We start from the raw sequence: 20090 nt of genomic DNA on the forward strand, positions 1-20090 counted from the left end.
GTGCGATGTAAAAGCTGTCGAAGCATTCCTTGTCCTGTGTGGGAACAGCACGTGTCTGAAGTCTCGCAGGACGTGGTTTTCTTCCGAAGAGGCTGAAGCCATGCCCACGGATAGCATCCGCCCGGAGCGATCCCGGACGGCGATTGTTCCACAGATTAAGCAAATAATCATTTTGGAGTTTCTTTCAATTGCGCTGCAACATACACGTAAAAAAGTCTTGTCATCTAAATGTACCTAGAGTCAAATCCGCGTGGTTAAACAAATGACCCTCACCACCAATACGGAGAGGGTCATTTATAATCTATCAACCTAGTAATTAATGTGCGTTGTCACTTCCAAAGAAATTTTTGAACGCTTGAATGTTTGTCGCACGGTTCATTGCTGCAATAGATGTTGTTAATGGAATACCTTTTGGACAAACCTGTACACAGTTTTGTGAGTTTCCACAGCCGTCAATACCGCCATCCTCCATTAATCCATTCAAACGATCACTTTGATTCATTTCACCAGTTGGGTGCGCATTGAATAAGCGAGCTTGAGAGATTGCAGCAGGCCCAATGAAATTTGATTTGTCATTAACATTCGGGCAAGCCTCTAAGCAAACCCCACACGTCATACATTTAGAAAGCTCATAAGCCCATTGGCGTTTCTTTTCAGGCATTCTTGGTCCAGGACCTAAATCATGTGTACCATCAATTGGAATCCAAGCTTTTACTTGTTTTAGTGCATCAAACATCCGTTCCCGGTCAACAATCAAATCACGAATAACTGGGAATGTTGACATCGGCTCGAGACGAATCGGTTGTTCGAGCTGATCCACTAAAGCTGCACACGATTGCCTGGCCGTTCCATTGATAACCATGGAACATGCCCCGCAAACTTCTTCCAGACAGTTCATATCCCACATAACAGGCGTTGATTTTTCCCCTTTTGCGTTCACTGGATTTTGTCTTATCTCCATGAGTCCGGATATAACGTTCATATTTTTCCGGTAAGGTATTTCAAACGTTTCCTCATAAGGAGCAGAATCCGGGCCGTCTTGTCTAGTTATAATAAATGTAACTGTACTTTGTTCAGCCATTACTACTTACTCCCCCTTAGTGTTTTGTAGTGTAGTCACGTTTACGAGGTTTAATCAACGATACATCGACTTCCTCGTAGCTGAATTCCGGTGACTTGGTCTCTGCGTTAAATTCAGCAATTGTTGTTTTTAGCCATTCCTCATCATTACGTTCCGGAAATTCCGGCTTGTAGTGTGCACCACGACTCTCATTACGATTTAAAGCACCGATCGTAATAACACGAGCAAGATGAAGCATATGTTTCAACTGACGTGTAAACATAACGCCCTGGTTACTCCAACGAGATGTATCATTGATATTAATATTATTCCAGCGCTTGAGCAGCTCTTTTATTTTCTCGTCAGTTTTCTCGAGCTTCGCATTTTCCCGAACTACTGTTACATTATCTGTCATCAATTCACCGAGTTCCTTATGAATTTGATAAGCATTTTCTGTACCTTCCATATTCATAAGCTCTTCAAAATTAGCTTTTTCTTCACTTTCATAGGAAGCATACATTTCTTCAGATAAATCATCGACATGGACATCAAGTTTATCAATATATTCGATTGACTTCGGTCCAGCAACCATTCCCCCGAAGATAGCAGACAAGAGGGAGTTTGCTCCAAGTCGGTTTCCACCGTGCTGTGAATAATCACATTCTCCTGCAGCGAATATTCCTGGAATACTTGTCATTTGATCATAGTCAACCCATAAACCACCCATAGAATAATGAACTGCTGGGAAGATTTTCATCGGTACTTTACGTGGATCCTCTCCAACAAACTTCTCATAGATTTCAATAATTCCGCCTAGTTTAATATCCAATTCTTTTGGATCCTTATGCGATAAATCCAAATAAACCATATTTTCGCCATTAATACCGAGTTTTTGGTTTACACATACATCAAATATTTCACGTGTTGCAATATCTCTTGGCACAAGGTTTCCATATGCTGGATATTTTTCTTCAAGGAAATACCATGGTTCACCATCTTTATATGTCCAAACTCGACCACCTTCACCACGGGCAGATTCACTCATCAAGCGAAGCTTATCATCACCAGGTATTGCAGTCGGATGAATTTGAATAAATTCACCATTTGCATATTTAGCTCCTTGTTGATATAAAATACTTGCTGCAGATCCTGTATTAATCATGGAATTTGTTGATTTACCAAAGATAATTCCTGGTCCCCCAGTAGCAAAAATCGTTGCATCCGACCGAAACGCTTTAATTTCATGTGTCTTAATATCCTGAGCCACTAGCCCTCTACTTACACCGTTCTCATCAAGTATTGCTTTTACGAACTCCCAGCCTTCGTATTTCGTTACAAGGCCTTCTACTTCAAAGCGACGAACTTGCTCATCAAGCGCATATAATAACTGCTGCCCTGTTGTTGCACCTGCATATGCTGTTCTGTGATGCTGTGTACCACCGAATCGTCTAAAATCTAGTAACCCCTCTGGTGTACGATTAAACATAACTCCCATACGATCGAGCATATGTATAATTCCAGGTGCTGCCTCACACATTGCTTTTACTGGTGGCTGGTTTGCTAGAAAATCCCCACCATAAATACTGTCGTCAAAGTGGATCATCGGAGAATCTCCTTCTCCCTTCGTATTAACAGCGCCATTAATACCACCTTGAGCACACACAGAGTGAGAGCGTTTAACAGGAACGATAGAAAATACATCTACTTTTACGCCTGCCTCGGCTGCTTTTATGGTAGCCATTAATCCAGCTAATCCACCGCCGACAACAGCGACTTTACGATTATTCATTTTGTTAGCTCACTCCTATTCTCTTTCTAGAGGTTGTTCTATTAAACTCCGTACGCAAATTGAATCAATGTTCTAACACCGAGATAGCTGATTGCAAAAAAGACAACAATTACTGCATATGTAGCAATCTTCTGCGATTTTGGTGACTGCGTAATGCCCCATGTAACCAAAAAGCTCCATAAACCATTAGCAAAGTGAAATACTGCGGAAACTACACCAATAACGTAGAACCAAAACATGAATGGATTTGTTAAAATCCCTTCCATCAAGCTGTAATCAAGGTCTACATTACCTAAGCCGATTTGCACTCGTGTTTCCCATACATGCCATGCAATGAAAACAAGTGTTACAATACCAGTGATTCGCTGTAGCCTAAACATCCAGTTACGGAAGAAGCCATAAGTTCTCGTATTGTTTCGTGCAACAAAAACAATATATACCCCTAAGATTGCGTGAAACAAAATTGGTAGATAAATGACAAATATCTCCAAAAGCAATACAAATGGAAGCCCTGCCATAAATCCTGCTGCCCGATTAAAACTCTCTTCTCCATACACAGCAAAATGATTGATTACTAAATGCTGAACCATAAAAAGGCCGATTGGAACAACACCTAATAACGAATGCAATCTTCTGTAAAAAAACTCACGATGCTCTGCCATGTTTACCCCCCTTAGTCTCGTTCAATAATATAAGATAATATGTAGCTATCCACAAAGTAATGAAGCGCTTTTATTTGAAAAAGGCAGACTTTATAAAATAGCACAAATTCGTAACACATTTATTGTACTTCTAACTACAAAAAGCGTCAAGAAAACTAGATTCTCAATTAGAATAGAATAGAAACCCAGACTTCTAGTTAAATAAGTTTACATATCCTTAATAAAACAAAGGAAAGATCCTTGTTTTTTTAATTGAGAATAAGAAAAAAATGAATGACATGACTTGTTTTTTTATCAATTTAAATAGATAATATGAGTAGTTCTTCTGATCGTACTTTATGTGAGAAAGGAAACTATTTTGGATTTGTTGGAAAGGATGAAAAGGATGTCAAACAAGCATCAACCATTAAATTTGTCACATCTTGAAGAATTAAACACACCAGGGGCTGGCTACGACATCCTAAGATATGTAAGCTTACCTGATTTACTTGGACAAGATACAGAACCAATACTATATTTTATGGGAAGAAATCTCGCACGTAAGTTTGAAATAACGACACTTGATGACATTGTATACTTGTTCGACAAGCTTGGCTGGGGAACATTGGATCTCATGAAACAAAATAAAAAAGTATTTGTATTCCACTTACTATCCGACTCCGTTGTTTTACGGTTAAATGCACCTTTCAATGTGGACTTTCGCTTTGAAGCTGGATTTTTGGCAGAAGCCATTCAACAAGTAGAAGGAATTGAGTGCGAATGTGTGGAAGAGATTAACAAACGTATTCACCAAATTGAATTTTCTGTTTTTATAACAAACTAGACTACATAAAATATAATTTTACCAGCATTGTGTGGATCCACAAAAGAAAGGCAGGAGCATTTACGAAACATGCTCCTGCCTTTCTTTTAATCTTCTTTATTCAAGTGATTAATTACGATTTCTGCTATGTTGCTAGGTATGCCAAGTTTTGTAATATCCATTATTTTCGCGTTCCGAATTTCATTCACCGATTTAAAATGCGTTAGCAATAACTTTCTTCGCTTCTCTCCAACTCCAGGTATTTTATCTAGCTCCGATTGGAATAAGTTTTTACCACGAAGCTGGCGATGGAATGTGATAGCAAACCGGTGCACTTCATCTTGAATACGCTGCACAAGGTAGAATTCCTGAGATTGACGTTCCAGCGGTACCATAATTGGAGGATCTCCGTAAAGCAATTCACTTGTTTTATGCTTATCATCCTTAGCTAGTCCTGCGAGCGGTATATCAAGACCAAGCTCATTTTCCAGTACATCCAGAGCTGCTGACATTTGACCCTTTCCACCGTCAACAATCACCAAATCGGGCAGTGGCAGGTTTTCTTTCAGTACTCTTGTATACCTTCTTCGGATTACTTCTCGCATTGTTTCATAATCGTCTGGACCTTTTACATCTCTAATTTTATATTTGCGATACGCTTTTTTATTTGGTTTTCCATCTTCAAACACGATCATCGCTGATACTGGATCTGTCCCTTGAATATTGGAATTATCAAAAGCTTCAATACGACGCGGCGTTTCAATGTGAAGTCTCTCCCCTAACTTCTCAACCGCCTGAATCGTTCTTTCTTCATCCTGTTCAATTAATAGAAATTTTTCCTCTAGCGCAATTTCTGCATTTTTCATAGCTAGCTGCACCAGTTCTTTTTTTCTTCCACGCAATGGGGTATGCACGTCGATTTCAAGTAGCTTATGCAGTAGTTCATCTTGTGTACCAATAGGCACTAGTATTTGCTTTGGTTTTAAATGGTTTTCATGTAGATAAAATCTACCAACAAAGCTAATGAAAGTCTCCTCATGTTCATCAAAGAATGGGAAAATCGTCACATCTCTTTCAAGCAGCTTTCCTTGTCTCACAAAAAATACTTGAATGCACATCCAGCCTTTGTTATAGCTGTATCCAAAAACATCTCGATCAACTTGATCATTCATTGTCATTTTCTGTTGTTCCATTACGACTTCAATATGCTGAATTTGATCACGCAGTTCCTTTGCACGTTCAAACTGAAGCTGTTCACTAGCCTCATACATCTTCGCCATTATGTTTGATTTAATTTCTTTGTATCCCCCTTGCAGAAAGGAAGCAATTTCTTGAACAATGGACTGATATTCCTCTTTTGACGGGGGGTTCTCGCTGCACGCCTTGCATTGGTGCATATGATAATATAAACAAGGGCGTCCTGGTGGGTTATTACATTTTCTTAACGGATAAAGTCGATCCAGTAATTTCTTTGTTTCTCTTGCTGCCAAAACATTTGGATACGGTCCGAAATACTTGCCTTTATCCTTTTTAACTTTACGTGTAATGAGCAAGCGCGGATGTCTTTCCGATGTGATTTTCAAATATGGATAAGATTTATCATCCTTTAGCATCACATTATATTTTGGGTCATATTTTTTAATCAAGTTCATCTCTAGTATAAGTGCTTCGATCTCAGAAGAAGTTACAAAGTACTCAAAATCCTCTATTTCTTGTACAAGACGTTGTGTTTTCTGGTCATTCGCACCTCTGAAATAAGAGCGAACACGATTTTTCAACATCTTTGACTTTCCAACATAAATAATGATTCCATGCCTATCCTTCATCAAATAACAACCCGGCTGTGCTGGCAATATAGCCAATTTACCCTTTATTGTCTCATTCATCTGCATTCAAATCCTTTAAGTATCCCCTTTTTCTTTAGAACAAATCCCTTGTCACATTCGTAACAAGGGATTTGTTCTAATTTCATTATACACGTTTTACGCGTGTTTGTTAATTAAGTCTACTAAAGCTTCTTTTGGTTGGAAACCTACTACTTGGTCCACTACGTTGCCATCTTTGAACAGTAATAGTGTAGGGATACTCATTACACCGAATTTACCAGCAGTCTCTTGGTTTTCGTCCACATCAAGCTTAACGATTTGTACTTTTTCTTCCATTTCTCCATCTATTTCTTCCAGAACTGGAGCGATCATTTTACACGGTCCACACCATGGTGCCCAAAAGTCAGCTAAAACAAGCCCCTTAGAAGTTTCTTGTGCGAAGTTCTGATCTGATACATTTTTAATTGCCATTATTATATACCTCCTAATAAAAACTCAAGATTGAATAAATCTTATTATGAGTATATCACCTGATGTATATACTTCCTAATAGTTTGCTTCATATTATAACGTGAAACTTCATTCATTAGGGATTTACGGATTGTTTCCTCCCTCTTTCACTACTTTTGGATTCCGTTACGTATAGAAATGGGGGGTATTACAGCCTCTTAATACGTGATAAAAAATAGGGACCTGATGAATATTATCACCAGATCCAATTGATTATTTCACTTTCTTAAATTCCTCAATCAGTAACGGAATAACTTCAAATAGATCACCAACAATTCCATAGTCAGCAATATTGAAGATATTTGCTTCTGGATCTTTGTTAATTGCTACAATTACTTTGGAGTTAGACATCCCGGCTAGATGCTGGATAGCGCCTGAAATTCCAACTGCAATATAGAGATCTGGTGTTACAACTTTTCCAGTCTGCCCAATTTGTAAAGCGTAATCACAATACTCTGCATCACATGCCCCACGTGATGCACCGACTGCTCCACCTAACACCTCTGCAAGCTCATATAATGGCTTAAATCCATCTTCGCTTTTAACACCCCGGCCGCCAGCAATAATTACATTTGCTTCTGATAAGTCTACTCCCTTAGAAGCTTTACGAACGACATCTTTTACGATGGTTCGGATATCTGCTATATCAACGTTTTTTGTCTCTATATCTCCTGAACGGGATTCATCTTTTTCTAATGCGGAAATATTATTCGGTCGAATCGTCACAAAAGTAATTCCGTTTGTAATAATCTTCTTTTCAAAAGCTTTCCCTGAATAAATTGGACGAATAAATACAGGCTGATCATCGTCCTTTTCAATTGCAACAGCATCTGAAATAAGTCCTGTCTCTAATTTGCTCGCTAATTTCGGTGATAAATCCTTCCCAATCGAAGTATGCCCCATAATGATACCGGTTGGATTTTCATCATTAATAATTGCCATTATCGACTGCCCATAGCCTTCAGATGTATACGTTTTCAGTTTTTCATGAGAAACACTTATTACTCGATCTGCACCATAATAAATAAGTTCTTTTGCCAAACTTTCCAAACTTCCATCACCAACAACTACACCAACGATTTCAGCATCAGCATTAATTTCTTTCGCTGCCGCAATTGCTTCAAATGATACATGACGCAATTCTCCATCTCTCACTTCACTAATTACTATATATTTATCACTCATGTCATTTCCCCTTTCATCCATAAAGGAAGTTGTTCAAAAAGTCCTGTAAATTAACACATCTGCACAAGAGATTTTCGACTAAGAACCGATACGTCCCTGTTAAACGTCGAAGTCATCACGTCCAGTGTAAATCGGGCTGAGTAATCTCAGTCCAATGACGTTTCAAATTTAGCAGACCTCGGTCCATTTTATCGTTTTTAAACTCGTTATTTTTTCTTTACAGCACTTTCTTTTCGTTTTTAAGTAAGGAAACTAATTCACTAACTTGATCTGAGATTTCGCCTTCTAGTACTCTTCCAGCTTCCTTTTCAGGTGGTAAATAGATATCGATTGTTTTCGTTTTCGCTTCCACATCTTCTTCATCTAAATCTAAATCATCAATTTCAAGCTCTTCCAACGGCTTTTTCTTTGCTTTCATAATTCCTGGAAGTGATGGATAGCGAGGTTCGTTTAAGCCTTGCTGACAAGTTACTAATAAAGGCAAGCTTGTTTCAATAATCTCTACATCACCCTCTACATCTTTTTCAATCGTAACTGTTTCATCTTTGATATCCAAATTAGTAATGGTTGTAACATATGGAAACCCAAGTAATTCAGCTAATCGTGGACCAACCTGTCCACTTGCTTCATCAATTGCCACGTTTCCTGCTAAAATTAAATCTACTTCTTTATCTTCAAAGTACGCCTCTAAAATTTTAACAGTTGTAAAAGAATCTCCTTCATCCAAGTCTTCTTCTGTATTAATTAGTACTGCTTTGTCTGCTCCCATCGCTAAGGCTGTGCGTAACTGTTTTTCAGAGTCTTCATCTCCGACTGTCACAACAGTTACTTCCCCTCCATGAGCATCACGCTGTGTAATTGCCTCTTCAACCGCATACTCATCGTAAGGGTTAATAATGAATTCAGCACCTTCATCTTCAATTGTTCCGCCAGCTACACTAATTTTTTCTTCAGTATCGAAGGTCTTCTTTAAAAGTACGTAAATATTCATCTAGTATCCTCCTAATCAATTTAAATATTATCTTATTTATCTTTAAAATTAGCTTGACGCTTTTCTAAAAATGCTTGAATCCCTTCTCGCGCATCCTCATTTCCAAAAACTTGCGAAAAAGCATTAGCTTCTTCTTCTTCCCCTTTGGAAAATGCCTCTGTTTTAGCTACGGAAACAAGATGCATGATATGCTGAATAGCTGGTTTACTTTTAGCCGCAATCTTGTTTGCTAGTTTCGTAGCTTCACTTAAAAGCTCTTCTTCAGCGACAACGCTATTCGCGAGACCCCATGCAGCTGCCTGACTTCCACTAATTGGTTCACCAGTAAGTATCATTTCATATGCTTTTGCTGCACCTACATATCTAGGCAATCGCTGTGTACCTGCAAAACCAGGTATAATCCCAAGGTTCACTTCAGGTAACCCAAGTTTCGTATTTTCTGTTACAATACGGATATGGCAAGCCATTGCCAGTTCTAACCCTCCACCTAATGCAGCACCATGAATAGCAGCAATAATCGGTACAGGGAACTGTTCCATTCGACTGAAGACACGCTGACCATTTGTTGCAAGTGATGCATAATCGGATGCGTTCTGTAAATCGGTAAATTCCTTAATATCAGCTCCCGCGGAGAAAAACCTACCATCCCCTTTTAACACAACAGCTTTTACACGATTTTCTTGTTCGATTCGGTTAAGCTGTTCACTTAGGTCTTTTAGAAGACCCCGTGATAATGCATTTGCGGGTGGACTTTTAATGGTTAAATACGCTACATTTCCTTCAACTTCATACATAATCATCGTCAATTTAATTATATCCTCCTTCTATATACTTAGATTTAATCTGATTCGATTCAATCTACCGAAAGCCCTTTCATTAACAAGTCATGAACAGCTGGAACTTGTTTATTCAGGTCATATTTTTGCTCATTCATAACCCAATTCGTTACGATTTCATCTAAAGTACCAAAAATCATCTGGCGTACCAACGGAATCGTTAGATCATCACGAAATAGTTGTTGCTGTATTCCTTCTTTCAGGATATTATCCAATACAGTTAAATATCGCTTTAAAACATTATTGATTTGAATGCGAAGGTCGTAATTAGATTGTCTTAATTCCAGCTGGGTAACAATCGCTAAATGATAATCGGCAGAAAGCTGTTCAAAATGCATTTTAATTAGTGTAAATAATTTCTCATTTGCATTTTGCTTTTGATTAGTTGATTCTTCGATTTGCTTAATAAATTCACCCATCTTCTCTTCAAAAACAGATACAAGCACATCTTCTTTGTTCTTAAAATAAAGATAGATTGTACCATCCGCAACACCAGCTGCTTTAGCAATTTTAGATACTTGCGATCCATGATAGCCGTTCTCTGCAATGACTTTTACTGCCGCTTCTATAATTTGGTTATATTTGGGTTTGTTATTTTTCATGCGTCTTCTCCTAAGATGTGTTTCACTTTGCATACTGAGTGAATAGTCATTCATAATTTCATTTTAACTGCTACAGACTATTCTGTCAATAATATACCTTGTCCATAATCAAATAAAGAAAGAAGAGCACAAGGCTCAAATAGATGTTACAGACTCTTCTGTCTGTCTGGCTACCTCTTCGTCAACTAACTTCCTTCTTAATATCTTACCAACTGCAGTTTTAGGTAGTTCTTTGCGGAATTCATATATTCTCGGAACCTTGTATGCTGCAAGATGCTTTCTGCAATATTCGTTTAACGCATCTTCAGTGATACTGTAATCTTGCTTAAGAACAATATAGGCCTTGACTGTTTCTCCACGATAAGCGTCTGGTATACCAGCTACCACCGCTTCCTGAATGCCTTCATGCTCATAAAGAACCTCTTCTACTTCACGTGGATAAATATTATATCCCCCTGCAATAATCATATCCTTTTTCCGATCAACAATATAAAAGTAGCCTTGTTCATTCATATAACCTAAATCACCTGTAAATAACCATCCGTTTTTTAATACATTATTCGTCTCTTCTTCGTTATTCCAGTAACCTTTCATGATCTGCGGCCCTTTTACCGCAATCTCTCCAACTTCCCCAACTTCTGCTTCTTCATCGATTGCATCCATCTTAAAAATCTTACAATCTGTGTCTGGCCATGGTACACCGATACTACCATTCACTCGGTTTTCCCAGACAAAGTTCGCGTGTGTTACTGGTGACGATTCTGTTAATCCATAGCCTTCAACTAATTTCCCATTCGTTATTTTCTCGAACTGTTCCTGAACCTCAGTTGGTAATGGAGCTGAGCCGCTAATACATGCTTTAATCGATGAAAGATCATATTTCTTCAAATCTGGATGGTTCAGTAAAGCAACATAGATGGTCGGCGCACCGGGAAATAAGGTCGGCCTTTGTTTATCAATTGCTTTAAGTACGTCTAATGCATTGAATTTTGGCATCAGAATCATTTTTGAACCTTGCTTAATCGAGAGATTCATGACGGTGGTCATTCCATATACATGGAAAAACGGAAGCACACCCATCACAATTTCTCTTCCATTTTCTGTTTTATATAACCAGCTTTCACACATCTCGACATTCGATGTAAGGTTATAATGGGTAAGCATAACACCCTTTGGATGACCAGTTGTACCGCCTGTATATTGTAATAATGCTAAGTCCTCAACTGGATCTATTTCAGGCTCCAAATATTCCGCCGGTGTCTTTTCCATCATTAATTGCCATACATGCGTATCTATACTTTGTTCTACTTTAACAACCATGTTATACTCTCGTTTCTGGATAAACGGATAAATCAGGTTTTTCGGAAATGGCAAGTAATCTTTAATTCCTGTAACAATTGTATGTTTTAATTCTGTGTTTCCTTTTACTTTTGTAACTCGAGGAAGCAAGATATCTAAACAAACAATTACCGAAGTGCCAGAATCATTTAGCTGATATTCCAATTCACGTTCTGTATACAGTGGATTTGTCTGAACCACCGTTCCGCCCGCCATCAGAATACCATAATAGCTTATAACAGCCTGCGGACAGTTCGGTAACATTATAGCTACTTTATCCCCCTTCCTCACTCCTAGAGACTGTAAATAATTCGCCATTTGCTTTGATTTCAAAAACAATTCATGATAGGAAAGTTCCTTCCCCATAAAATAAAGCGCTTTCTTTTCTTTGTACGCTTTTGCACTTTCTTCCAAGTATACATGTAAGGCTTTTTTCTCATACTTCAGTGACGTAGGTATTTCAGACGGGTAATGTTCATGCCATTTTCGGTTAGGTTTCATTTTTCACTCCCCTTTATACTATACTATAACCATTATACCGATTAATTTCTATTTTTTGAAATCTTTTTAATTAATTTTTGATTTTTTATTATGTAACAAAATAAAAGAGGAGTGAATAAGAAGCTGGTCATATAATAACCACTTATATTAAGTAAAATATACCTACTACTACAAAAATCACTGCCACAACAATTAATATTTTTGCTAAACGATCTAATACCACTGTTGATCTCCCCTCTCTTTATCCAATGCTGGCTCCGATTACAAATGCTAATCCCGCGGATATAATCATGGAAATGAAGCCAACAGCCTTATTTCCATTCCCGATTTCCTCATCTACTTTCATAAGCGGGGTAAGAAATTCAAACATGAGATAACCCATTAATAATAAAACAAAACCAAAAACACCCCATCCAACTGACTGCAAAAGAGAATCATTATGTTCAATTGAATAGCGAAAAATCGTTGCAATCCCAAATAGCTTTCCTCCCGTTGCCATCGCAACAGCAAGATTGCCTTTTCTTATTTCTTCCCAATTTTTATAAGATGTTACAAGTTCAAAAATTGCTAAGAAGACAAGTGTACATAAGACAAATACACTGTAGCGGGCTGCTGTAACTACGATGATATGTTCCCAAAATCCTTCCATAACAGTCGACCTCTCCTACTTCTCTAGAAATTTGCCATACCATTTAGCAACGCATCAATTGTAGATGCAGTTAGGAAAGTAAGATACTTTCCTAACTAAAATAGTAACAAGCACAGATATCCGCTTATTAAAATTCAAGAACAGTTACACCACTGCCACCTTCGCCACTTCCTCCTGGCTGCGCATTCTTAATTTGAGAATGTCGCTTCACGAATTCCTGTACTCCTTTTCTTAAAGCACCGGTACCTTTACCATGAATAATATAGGCTTTTGGATAGCCAGCTAACAAAACATCATCAATATATTTCTCTAGTTTCAGTAAGGCATCCTCATAGCGTTCCCCACGCAAATCCAGCTCTGTACTTACATGATAATTCGATCCTTTTATCGTTGCTATTGGTTTTTCCATTGTTTGCTTTGGTTTACCAAGAAACTGTAATTCATGTCGTTTCACTTTAACCTTCATGATTCCGACCTGCACTAAAAATTCATTATCATTTACTTTTTCTAAAACTTCACCTTTCTGATTTACAGTTAGCAACTTAATTTCATCACCAGGTTGAAGTACTCTTTGTTCAGCAGCTTTTTTGTCTGGCTGTCTATTTTGCTTTTGGGTCAAATGTGGCTGAGCTTCCTCAAGCATTTTCTTAGCCTCAATCCACTCATGCTCCTTTAGTGAGACATTTGTTTTCATTTGACGGATTTCGTTTACAATTCGTTCCGCCTCTTCTCGAGCTTTCGTCAGGGCTTTTTCTGCCTTTTCTTCAGCTTTTTTATACAGCTCTTCCTTCTTTTGCTCTAATTGCTTCCATTCTTTTGTGATGTCTTCACGTAATTTCTCACTTTCAAGTAATACTGCATGTGCTTTTTCATAATCCCGTTCCGCCTCTAAATGCGATTTTTCCAATGAAGCGATCATTGTTTCAACGCTTTTCGAATCAACACCTACAAGTCCTTTAGCTCTTTCAATTATATGATTATTCAAGCCTAATCGGTTCGATATTTCAAATGCATTACTTCGACCAGGCACTCCGATAAGCAACCGGTAGGTAGGCTGCAAGGTTTCGACATTGAATTCAACCGATGCGTTCACAACATTGCTGCGATTGTATCCATATGCCTTTAACTCTGGATAATGTGTTGTTGCAATTACCCGTGCATTGCGAGAAACAACTTCATCAAGAATGGCCATCGCTAGTGCAGCACCTTCCTGTGGATCTGTGCCTGAACCAAGCTCATCAAAAAGCACAAGTGAATGATCATTTACTTCCTTAATGATTTCTACTATATTTGTCATGTGTGAAGAAAATGTACTTAAATTTTGTTCAATCGATTGTTCGTCCCCAATATCAGCAAACACTTCCTTGAACACTGCGAGCTCGCAGCCATCTAGTGCGGGAACTTGTAAACCGGACTGCGCCATTAATGTACAAAGACCCACCATTTTCAGTGTAACGGTCTTTCCTCCTGTATTCGGACCTGTTATTACAATCGAGGTATACGTTTTTCCAATCTCCACATCATTAGCAACCACTTCATCAATTGGAATTAATGGATGTCTTGCTTGCTTCATTTGAATGAACCCTCGGTCATTCATTTTTGGTCGGGCTGCTTTCATTTCTTGACCTAATTTAGCACGTGCAGATATGAAATCAATTTGACCAAGCAGCATGACATTTTGGTCCAAATCATGTTCTTCTACTGCAATGGATTGGCTTAATTCTTTTAAAATCCGATCTATTTCCTGTTTTTCCTTTGTAATCACTCCATGCAATTGATTATTTAAGTCTACAATAGCTTTAGGCTCCATAAACAAGGTTTGACCTGATGACGACTGATCATGAACAATCCCACCAATTGCCCCTCTATATTCTTGTTTAACTGGGAGCACATAGCGATCATTTCGGATCGTTATAATTGCATCAGAAAGCATACTGCTATTATTTCTTGTGTAGCTCTCTAATCTTTCTCGAATCCGATTCTCAAACGTCCGGATGGAGCTTCTAATACTGCGTAAGCTTGCTGATGCGCTGTCTATTACGTGGCCGCGGTCATCAATACAATTTTTTATCTCCATCTCCAGTTCACGAAGTGGTGTTATTCGTTCCACCAATCCTTCAAGAATTGGTATTTCTTCTTCAAGCTCGAGTTGATCAAAAAACAACTTTACCTGCCTTCCACCATAAATCGTATTGGCAACATCAAGACATTCATGTGTTGAAAGCACACCACCGATGGCACTTCGTTTCAAGCTAGGGCGAATATCTGTGACGCCCCCTAACGGAATAGTTCTGTTCAAACGAGCAATTTGGCTCGCTTCGTCTGTTTCATTCTGCAGCTCGATAACCTGTTTTAATTCTGTCGCAGGCTTTAACTTAGATACAAAATCCTTTCCTAATGTTGTAGCTGCGTGCATGGATAGATTTTCTATTATTTTTTTAAATTCGAGTACACGGAGAATTCGTTCGTTCATGCTTAATTACTCCTTTAAATAGGCTTCTTATTTAAATATCACATGTTCAAAAAGAACCGATGAGTTCAATCAGCTTAGCTCTCCGCGCCCGGTAACCACAAGACGCGCTGTTTTCGAAATTGACCACAGAACGGAGCCGCTGTTAGCTGAACTGATTCCTACTTGTCATTTTAAAAGGATTTTTCAAAATTCCTTTATTTATTACGATTAAAATAATCCATGAGTTTCTTTTTAGACCACGTGTTCATAACGGTATCCTTCTCAAGCCATCCTCTTCTAGCTACTCCTACTCCGTATGCCATATGGTCGAGCATTTGGTAGCTATGAGCGTCTGTGTTGATTGCGATTGTTACACCCGTTTCCTGAGCTTTACGCACCCAATCAGCAGATAAATCAAGTCTGTTCGGATTGGCATTGATTTCTAATGCTGTATTTGTTTCTTTTGCCTTCTCAATCAATTTCTCTACATTAACATTGTAACCTGCTCGTCTTCCAATGAGCCTGCCAGTAGGGTGGGCGATCAATGATACATATGGATTTTCTAATGCTGAATATAGTCGCTTCATTATTTTTTCTTGTGATTGGTTGAAGCTAGAATGAATGGCACCAATTACATAATCCATTTCACGAAGAAACGCATCAGAGAAGTCAAGTGAGCCATCTGGTAGAATATCCATTTCTACCCCTGCGAAAATATGAAAATCTGTCCACTTTTCATTTAAAGCTGCAATTTCCTCTCTCTGCTTGCGCAAGCGCGATTCATCTAGCCCATTTGCTACGCGGAGGTATTTGGAATGATCGGTAATTGCCATATAGGCATACCCCATGGCACGAACATGGCTCGCCATTTCTTCCAGTGATTGCGCACCATCGCTCCAGGTTGTATGCATATGTAAATCGCCTTTTATATCAGCAAGCTCAATCAATCTTTTTTCTTCTTTAAATGCTTCCACTTCCCCCGTGTTCTCTCTTACCTCTGGCGGAATAAATTGGAGTCCAAAATAGCGAAAGAACTCTGCTTCATTTGAAAATGTCCGTACTTCGTTTGTTTCCTCTACTTCTACTCCATATTCGCTAATTTTCTCTCCTCTTGATTTAGCAAGCTGTCTTAATGCAACATTATGATCTTTTGAGCCAGTAAAGTGATGCAAGGTCGTTGCAAACTCTGTCTTTGAAACCAACCTGAAATCGACATTGATATCATACACATCCTCCAATGTTACCGATACCTTTGTATCTCCTTTAGCGATGACTTCCTTTAAATTCGGGATGACAAGTAGTGCCTCTCTTACAGCGGATGGATTGGAAGTTGCAATGATGAAATCAAGGTCCTTTATTGTTTCCCGCATTCTGCGAAGACTTCCAGCCCGTGAAAAGGATTCAATTTCTTCAATTTCAGTTAAATATGCTTCAATTCTCTCTGCTAATGGAAGCATGATCGCTATTGGCAGTCTTTCTGGACGTTTCCCTGACTCCTCTAATGCAGCGACAATTTTCTCTGCTGACTTTTTGCCAAATCCTGCAAGATTTTCTACTTTCCCGCTTAGACAAGCCTCTTTTAATGTATCCGCATCAATAACTCCAAGCTCTTGATAAAGCTTAGACAATTTTTTGCCACCAAGGCCTGGCAGATTTAGTAGCGGAATTAATCCAGGCGGTACTTGCTCAGCTAGTTCCTTCAAAGCTTGAGATTCACCCTGCTCAATAAATTCTACAATGACATTGCTTGTACCTTTACCAATTCCTTTGATTTTTGTAAAATCCTCAATGTCAGCTAATGACCGATCATCTTGTTCTAAGCCTTGAGCTGCCTTTCGATATGCCGATATTTTAAATGGATTTTCTCCTTTTAGCTCCAAGTAAATGGCTATTCTCTCTAATAATTGAATAACATCTTTTTTATTAATTGCCACAACTATCACCTATTCCATAAGTATTCATATAAAACTGCAACCTCTAAAAAAAGACTGATTCTATTTAGTTCATACCACCTGCTCCGAACTTACAAGCGTATCCCTAATACGATGAATCAGTCTCCGGTAATCAAATCATAACGATTTAAATTTAACTTGCTTCCCCACCTGTATAGGTAAACCAAAGCTCTAGTAGCTTTTCTGAGAAATAAGGCGTTTTCTCAATAATGAAAACTGCTATTGAAGAGTTGCTAATCCAATTCTGGATTGTCTCAACTGGTGTTAACGCCAGAATATACAGCAAGATGAATATAATTAAATATACTTCTAAAAACCCCAGAACGGAGCCTAGAATTTTATTAACGGATTTAATAATGGGTATGGATGCTACAAAGTCGAGCATGGAAGCTATGATTTGCAATGCAATTTTAACCGCGAAAAAGATAATCGCAAACGCAATTGCATTATAAAAAGCTGTCTCAAGTGGTAACGACTGCAGAAAGACTGCCCATGCACTTTCCTCCGACAGTTCTGGATATGGAATCCAAAGTGATAGCTTTGGACCTAATACATCATAATACTTCACTGCCACAATAAATGCGATAATATATCCAGTTAAGTGGAGTAATTGTAATATAAATCCTCTTTTCAAGCCCATAAAAAACCCGAAAAGCAACATAATGAATAATATAAAGTCTAACATAACTTACTTATCCTCTTTCTTTCTAAGCGACCCCAATAAGGTTGCGTAATCTTCTTTCAGTTTTTGGTAATCATTCATTGTATTTACAGCAGTTAAGACTGCTAATCTTGTTGTATCTAATTGCCGGTTCATTTCATGCAGCTCTTTCATTTTCTGATCGACAAGACCTGCGACTAATCGAACATGACTTTCTGACTCTGGTCCCACTATTGTATATGTTCTATTATATATATCAACTGTAATACGTTGCTTTTCGCCCTCGTCCATGTGGTGTTACCTCCTGCAAACAAAAAATTCTTCACTTAATATTAACACGAAGTACTTTTAAAAAGAAGTATTTCATTATGAAAGCTATTTTGCTATAGTCAATATATGCAAGGATTGGAGAGATGTAGATGGGACAAGAGGTACATGTATTACCAATAGATACAATAAATGAAATGAAATTACATTATAAAAGCGCTTTGACACAAACCCCACCTGGAGCTGTCTTTCGTGCGAAAACAAGCGCTGCTGTCATAACAGCCTATAAATCTGGCAAGGTTCTATTCCAAGGGAGTGCACCTGAATTAGAGGCAGGAAAATGGCAGACAAACTCGAGTACCTCAGCAACTAAAACAGTAAAAAAGACGAGCCAAAATCAAATCAAAACACGATATACGCCGGATACCAGCTTATTTACAAGTAGTCACATTGGTTCGGATGAAGCTGGAACTGGTGACTATTTCGGTCCAATAACCGTTGCTGCAGCATATGTGAACAAAAGTCAGTTTGCCACTCTAAAAGAGCTTGGAGTAAAGGACTCGAAAAACCTTACAGATCCGATTATTTCTAAATTAGCAAAGGATATCGTCAAGCTTCAAATTCCATACTCGTTGCTTGTTTTACATAATGAAAAGTACAATAGGCTACAGAAAAAAGGCTGGTCACAAGGAAAAATGAAGGCCATGCTTCACCATCACGCAATTACAAATTTATTAAATAAAATTGGTAAGGTTGAACTTGATGGCATCCTGATTGACCAATTTTGTGAACCAGCTGTCTATAGTAGACATATCGGCACAGAACAACAACAGCTGCCGGAAAAGACATATTTTATTACAAAAGCCGAAAGCCATTCAATCGCCGTTGCTACAGCATCTATTATTGCCAGAACAAGCTTTGTGAAAGAAATGGATAAGCTTTCTGAGGCCATTGGTATCCCGCTTCCTAAAGGAGCCTCTGCTAAAGTGGATCAAACAATCGCAAAGGTTATCAATACAAAAGGTGCTGCCATATTAGATAAATACGCCAAGACACATTTTGCCAACACAAAAAAAGCTCAGCGTTATTTATAGACTTATATAGGAAGGGTTTTATAATGAAGCAAAACATTTTACAAAACGACTGGGAACCCTTACTTGCAAGTGAGTTCCAAAAACCATATTATCTGCAATTACGAGCATTTTTGAAAACAGAATATGAAACACATACGATTTACCCAAAGATGCAAAATATTTTTAATGCATTACATTACACCCCGTTTAGTCAGGTAAAAGTTGTGATTCTTGGACAAGATCCGTATCACGGGCCAAATCAAGCCCACGGGCTTAGTTTTTCTGTACAGCCTGAGGTGAAAATTCCACCATCATTACGTAATATATTCAAGGAATTACACGCTGATCTTGGTCTGCCACCCCCTGCACACGGTTATCTGGTTGAATGGGCAATGCAAGGGGTACTTCTTTTAAATACAGTTCTAACTGTGAGGTCTGGTGAAGCCCATTCACACCGAGGCAAGGGATGGGAGACGTTCACTGACCGTGTAATTGATGTGTTAAACACAAAAAAAGATCCTGTTATTTATATCCTTTGGGGAAGTGCAGCACAAAGTAAAACAAAACTAATCGATACAAACAAGCATTACATTATTCGTGCACCACACCCTAGTCCATTATCTGCACATAGGGGCTTTTTCGGGAGCAAGCCGTTTTCAAAAACGAACGCTATCTTGCAAGAAAACGGACTGGATGAAATTAGTTGGGAATTACCACCTAAAAAGAATTATAACGATTGATAATTACTGCATGTATTGGTGTAGTATAATGAATTGGAGCATTCCAGTGCTGTCTGGTATGCTCTATTTTTTGTAGCGTGTTTTGAGTTGGTTGGGTAGCGTGTTGGAGCAGCAACGATCGCTTTGATACTTCCCGGTGCTTGTTTTTATTTAAACCTGAAAAAAGCTTTCCCACTACAACGAGTAGCAGGAAA

Annotated in this window: 18 protein-coding genes; 3 read left to right on the top strand and 15 right to left on the bottom strand. The window is 38.4% G+C overall.

What is annotated here, in order from left to right; all coding sequences use genetic code 11:
• Positions 1-316: 316 nt before the first annotated feature.
• From sdhB to NST46_RS17690, 3 genes are read right to left on the bottom strand one after another with little or no spacing between them, the layout of a single operon-like run.
• On the bottom strand, positions 317-1081 hold the full coding sequence (gene sdhB / locus NST46_RS17680; protein WP_095307236.1) for a succinate dehydrogenase iron-sulfur subunit: 765 nt from the start codon (positions 1079-1081) through the stop codon (positions 317-319).
• Positions 1082-1097: 16 nt separating this feature from the next.
• Positions 1098-2849, bottom strand: coding sequence for a succinate dehydrogenase flavoprotein subunit (sdhA, locus tag NST46_RS17685; RefSeq protein ID WP_095307238.1), 1752 nt, complete (start codon positions 2847-2849; stop codon positions 1098-1100).
• Positions 2850-2890: 41 nt separating this feature from the next.
• The gene (locus NST46_RS17690) at positions 2891-3511 is read right to left on the bottom strand and encodes a succinate dehydrogenase cytochrome b558 subunit (protein ID WP_095307239.1); all 621 of its coding nucleotides are present in this window, start codon (positions 3509-3511) and stop codon (positions 2891-2893) included.
• Between the two features lie 385 nt (positions 3512-3896).
• Between NST46_RS17690 and NST46_RS17695 the strand changes: the two genes are divergently transcribed.
• The gene (locus NST46_RS17695) at positions 3897-4334 is read left to right on the top strand and encodes a YslB family protein (protein ID WP_095307241.1); all 438 of its coding nucleotides are present in this window, start codon (positions 3897-3899) and stop codon (positions 4332-4334) included.
• A gap of 86 nt (positions 4335-4420) precedes the next feature.
• Here the strand turns inward: NST46_RS17695 and uvrC are convergent, their stop codons facing one another.
• The 12 genes from uvrC to zapA form a co-directional block, all read right to left on the bottom strand.
• The gene (gene uvrC, locus NST46_RS17700) at positions 4421-6199 is read right to left on the bottom strand and encodes an excinuclease ABC subunit UvrC (protein ID WP_341137528.1); all 1779 of its coding nucleotides are present in this window, start codon (positions 6197-6199) and stop codon (positions 4421-4423) included.
• Between the two features lie 96 nt (positions 6200-6295).
• Positions 6296-6610, bottom strand: a complete 315-nt coding sequence (trxA, locus tag NST46_RS17705) for a thioredoxin (protein WP_095307243.1) — start codon at positions 6608-6610, stop codon at positions 6296-6298.
• Between the two features lie 252 nt (positions 6611-6862).
• On the bottom strand, positions 6863-7834 hold the full coding sequence (locus NST46_RS17710; protein WP_340001856.1) for an electron transfer flavoprotein subunit alpha/FixB family protein: 972 nt from the start codon (positions 7832-7834) through the stop codon (positions 6863-6865).
• Between the two features lie 217 nt (positions 7835-8051).
• Complete coding sequence (locus NST46_RS17715; RefSeq protein ID WP_095307246.1) at positions 8052-8825, bottom strand: electron transfer flavoprotein subunit beta/FixA family protein; 774 nt, start codon at positions 8823-8825, stop codon at positions 8052-8054.
• Between the two features lie 32 nt (positions 8826-8857).
• Positions 8858-9631 carry an enoyl-CoA hydratase gene (locus NST46_RS17720; RefSeq protein WP_095307247.1) on the bottom strand — a complete coding sequence of 258 codons (774 nt, stop codon included), beginning with the start codon at positions 9629-9631 and terminating at the stop codon, positions 8858-8860.
• A 47-nt stretch (positions 9632-9678) separates the two neighbouring features.
• Complete coding sequence (locus NST46_RS17725; protein WP_095307249.1) at positions 9679-10263, bottom strand: TetR/AcrR family transcriptional regulator; 585 nt, start codon at positions 10261-10263, stop codon at positions 9679-9681.
• Between the two features lie 135 nt (positions 10264-10398).
• Positions 10399-12102, bottom strand: coding sequence for an AMP-binding protein (locus NST46_RS17730; protein ID WP_340001853.1), 1704 nt, complete (start codon positions 12100-12102; stop codon positions 10399-10401).
• A gap of 241 nt (positions 12103-12343) precedes the next feature.
• Positions 12344-12751, bottom strand: a complete 408-nt coding sequence (locus NST46_RS17735; protein WP_095307254.1) for a DUF350 domain-containing protein — start codon at positions 12749-12751, stop codon at positions 12344-12346.
• Between the two features lie 127 nt (positions 12752-12878).
• Positions 12879-15224 carry an endonuclease MutS2 gene (locus NST46_RS17740; RefSeq protein WP_341137529.1) on the bottom strand — a complete coding sequence of 782 codons (2346 nt, stop codon included), beginning with the start codon at positions 15222-15224 and terminating at the stop codon, positions 12879-12881.
• Between the two features lie 194 nt (positions 15225-15418).
• Entirely contained in the window at positions 15419-17137 is a 1719-nt protein-coding gene (gene polX / locus NST46_RS17745; RefSeq protein WP_095307256.1) for a DNA polymerase/3'-5' exonuclease PolX, read from the bottom strand.
• 151 nt (positions 17138-17288) lie between these two features.
• The gene (locus tag NST46_RS17750) at positions 17289-17840 is read right to left on the bottom strand and encodes a CvpA family protein (RefSeq protein WP_251661400.1); all 552 of its coding nucleotides are present in this window, start codon (positions 17838-17840) and stop codon (positions 17289-17291) included.
• 3 nt (positions 17841-17843) lie between these two features.
• The gene (zapA, locus tag NST46_RS17755; RefSeq protein WP_095307258.1) at positions 17844-18107 is read right to left on the bottom strand and encodes a cell division protein ZapA; all 264 of its coding nucleotides are present in this window, start codon (positions 18105-18107) and stop codon (positions 17844-17846) included.
• A 128-nt stretch (positions 18108-18235) separates the two neighbouring features.
• Between zapA and rnhC the strand changes: the two genes are divergently transcribed.
• Positions 18236-19177, top strand: coding sequence for a ribonuclease HIII (gene rnhC, locus NST46_RS17760; RefSeq protein ID WP_341137530.1), 942 nt, complete (start codon positions 18236-18238; stop codon positions 19175-19177).
• Positions 19178-19200: 23 nt separating this feature from the next.
• Positions 19201-19896: a uracil-DNA glycosylase gene (locus NST46_RS17765; RefSeq protein ID WP_303447387.1), complete on the top strand. Its 696-nt coding sequence runs from the start codon at positions 19201-19203 to the stop codon at positions 19894-19896.
• Positions 19897-20090 lie beyond the last annotated feature (194 nt).

The organism is Oceanobacillus sp. FSL W7-1309, from assembly GCF_038002145.1.
Classification (GTDB): Bacteria; Bacillota; Bacilli; order Bacillales; family Amphibacillaceae; genus Oceanobacillus; species Oceanobacillus profundus.

Excerpts from the sequence above, each read along its gene's own strand:
- sdhA (WP_095307238.1), bottom strand. The coding sequence starts at position 2,849 with ATGAATAATCGTAAAGTCGCTGTTGTCGGCGGTGGATTAGCTGGATTA.
- NST46_RS17695 (WP_095307241.1), top strand. The coding sequence starts at position 3,897 with ATGTCAAACAAGCATCAACCATTAAATTTGTCACATCTTGAAGAATTA.
- uvrC (WP_341137528.1), bottom strand. The coding sequence starts at position 6,199 with ATGAATGAGACAATAAAGGGTAAATTGGCTATATTGCCAGCACAGCCG.
- sdhB (WP_095307236.1), bottom strand. The coding sequence starts at position 1,081 with ATGGCTGAACAAAGTACAGTTACATTTATTATAACTAGACAAGACGGC.
- rnhC (WP_341137530.1), top strand. The coding sequence starts at position 18,236 with ATGGGACAAGAGGTACATGTATTACCAATAGATACAATAAATGAAATG.
- NST46_RS17690 (WP_095307239.1), bottom strand. The coding sequence starts at position 3,511 with ATGGCAGAGCATCGTGAGTTTTTTTACAGAAGATTGCATTCGTTATTA.
- NST46_RS17710 (WP_340001856.1), bottom strand. The coding sequence starts at position 7,834 with ATGAGTGATAAATATATAGTAATTAGTGAAGTGAGAGATGGAGAATTG.
- trxA (WP_095307243.1), bottom strand. The coding sequence starts at position 6,610 with ATGGCAATTAAAAATGTATCAGATCAGAACTTCGCACAAGAAACTTCT.
- NST46_RS17740 (WP_341137529.1), bottom strand. The coding sequence starts at position 15,224 with ATGAACGAACGAATTCTCCGTGTACTCGAATTTAAAAAAATAATAGAA.
- zapA (WP_095307258.1), bottom strand. The coding sequence starts at position 18,107 with ATGGACGAGGGCGAAAAGCAACGTATTACAGTTGATATATATAATAGA.
- NST46_RS17730 (WP_340001853.1), bottom strand. The coding sequence starts at position 12,102 with ATGAAACCTAACCGAAAATGGCATGAACATTACCCGTCTGAAATACCT.
- NST46_RS17765 (WP_303447387.1), top strand. The coding sequence starts at position 19,201 with ATGAAGCAAAACATTTTACAAAACGACTGGGAACCCTTACTTGCAAGT.
- NST46_RS17725 (WP_095307249.1), bottom strand. The coding sequence starts at position 10,263 with ATGAAAAATAACAAACCCAAATATAACCAAATTATAGAAGCGGCAGTA.
- NST46_RS17750 (WP_251661400.1), bottom strand. The coding sequence starts at position 17,840 with ATGTTAGACTTTATATTATTCATTATGTTGCTTTTCGGGTTTTTTATG.
- NST46_RS17715 (WP_095307246.1), bottom strand. The coding sequence starts at position 8,825 with ATGAATATTTACGTACTTTTAAAGAAGACCTTCGATACTGAAGAAAAA.
- NST46_RS17735 (WP_095307254.1), bottom strand. The coding sequence starts at position 12,751 with ATGGAAGGATTTTGGGAACATATCATCGTAGTTACAGCAGCCCGCTAC.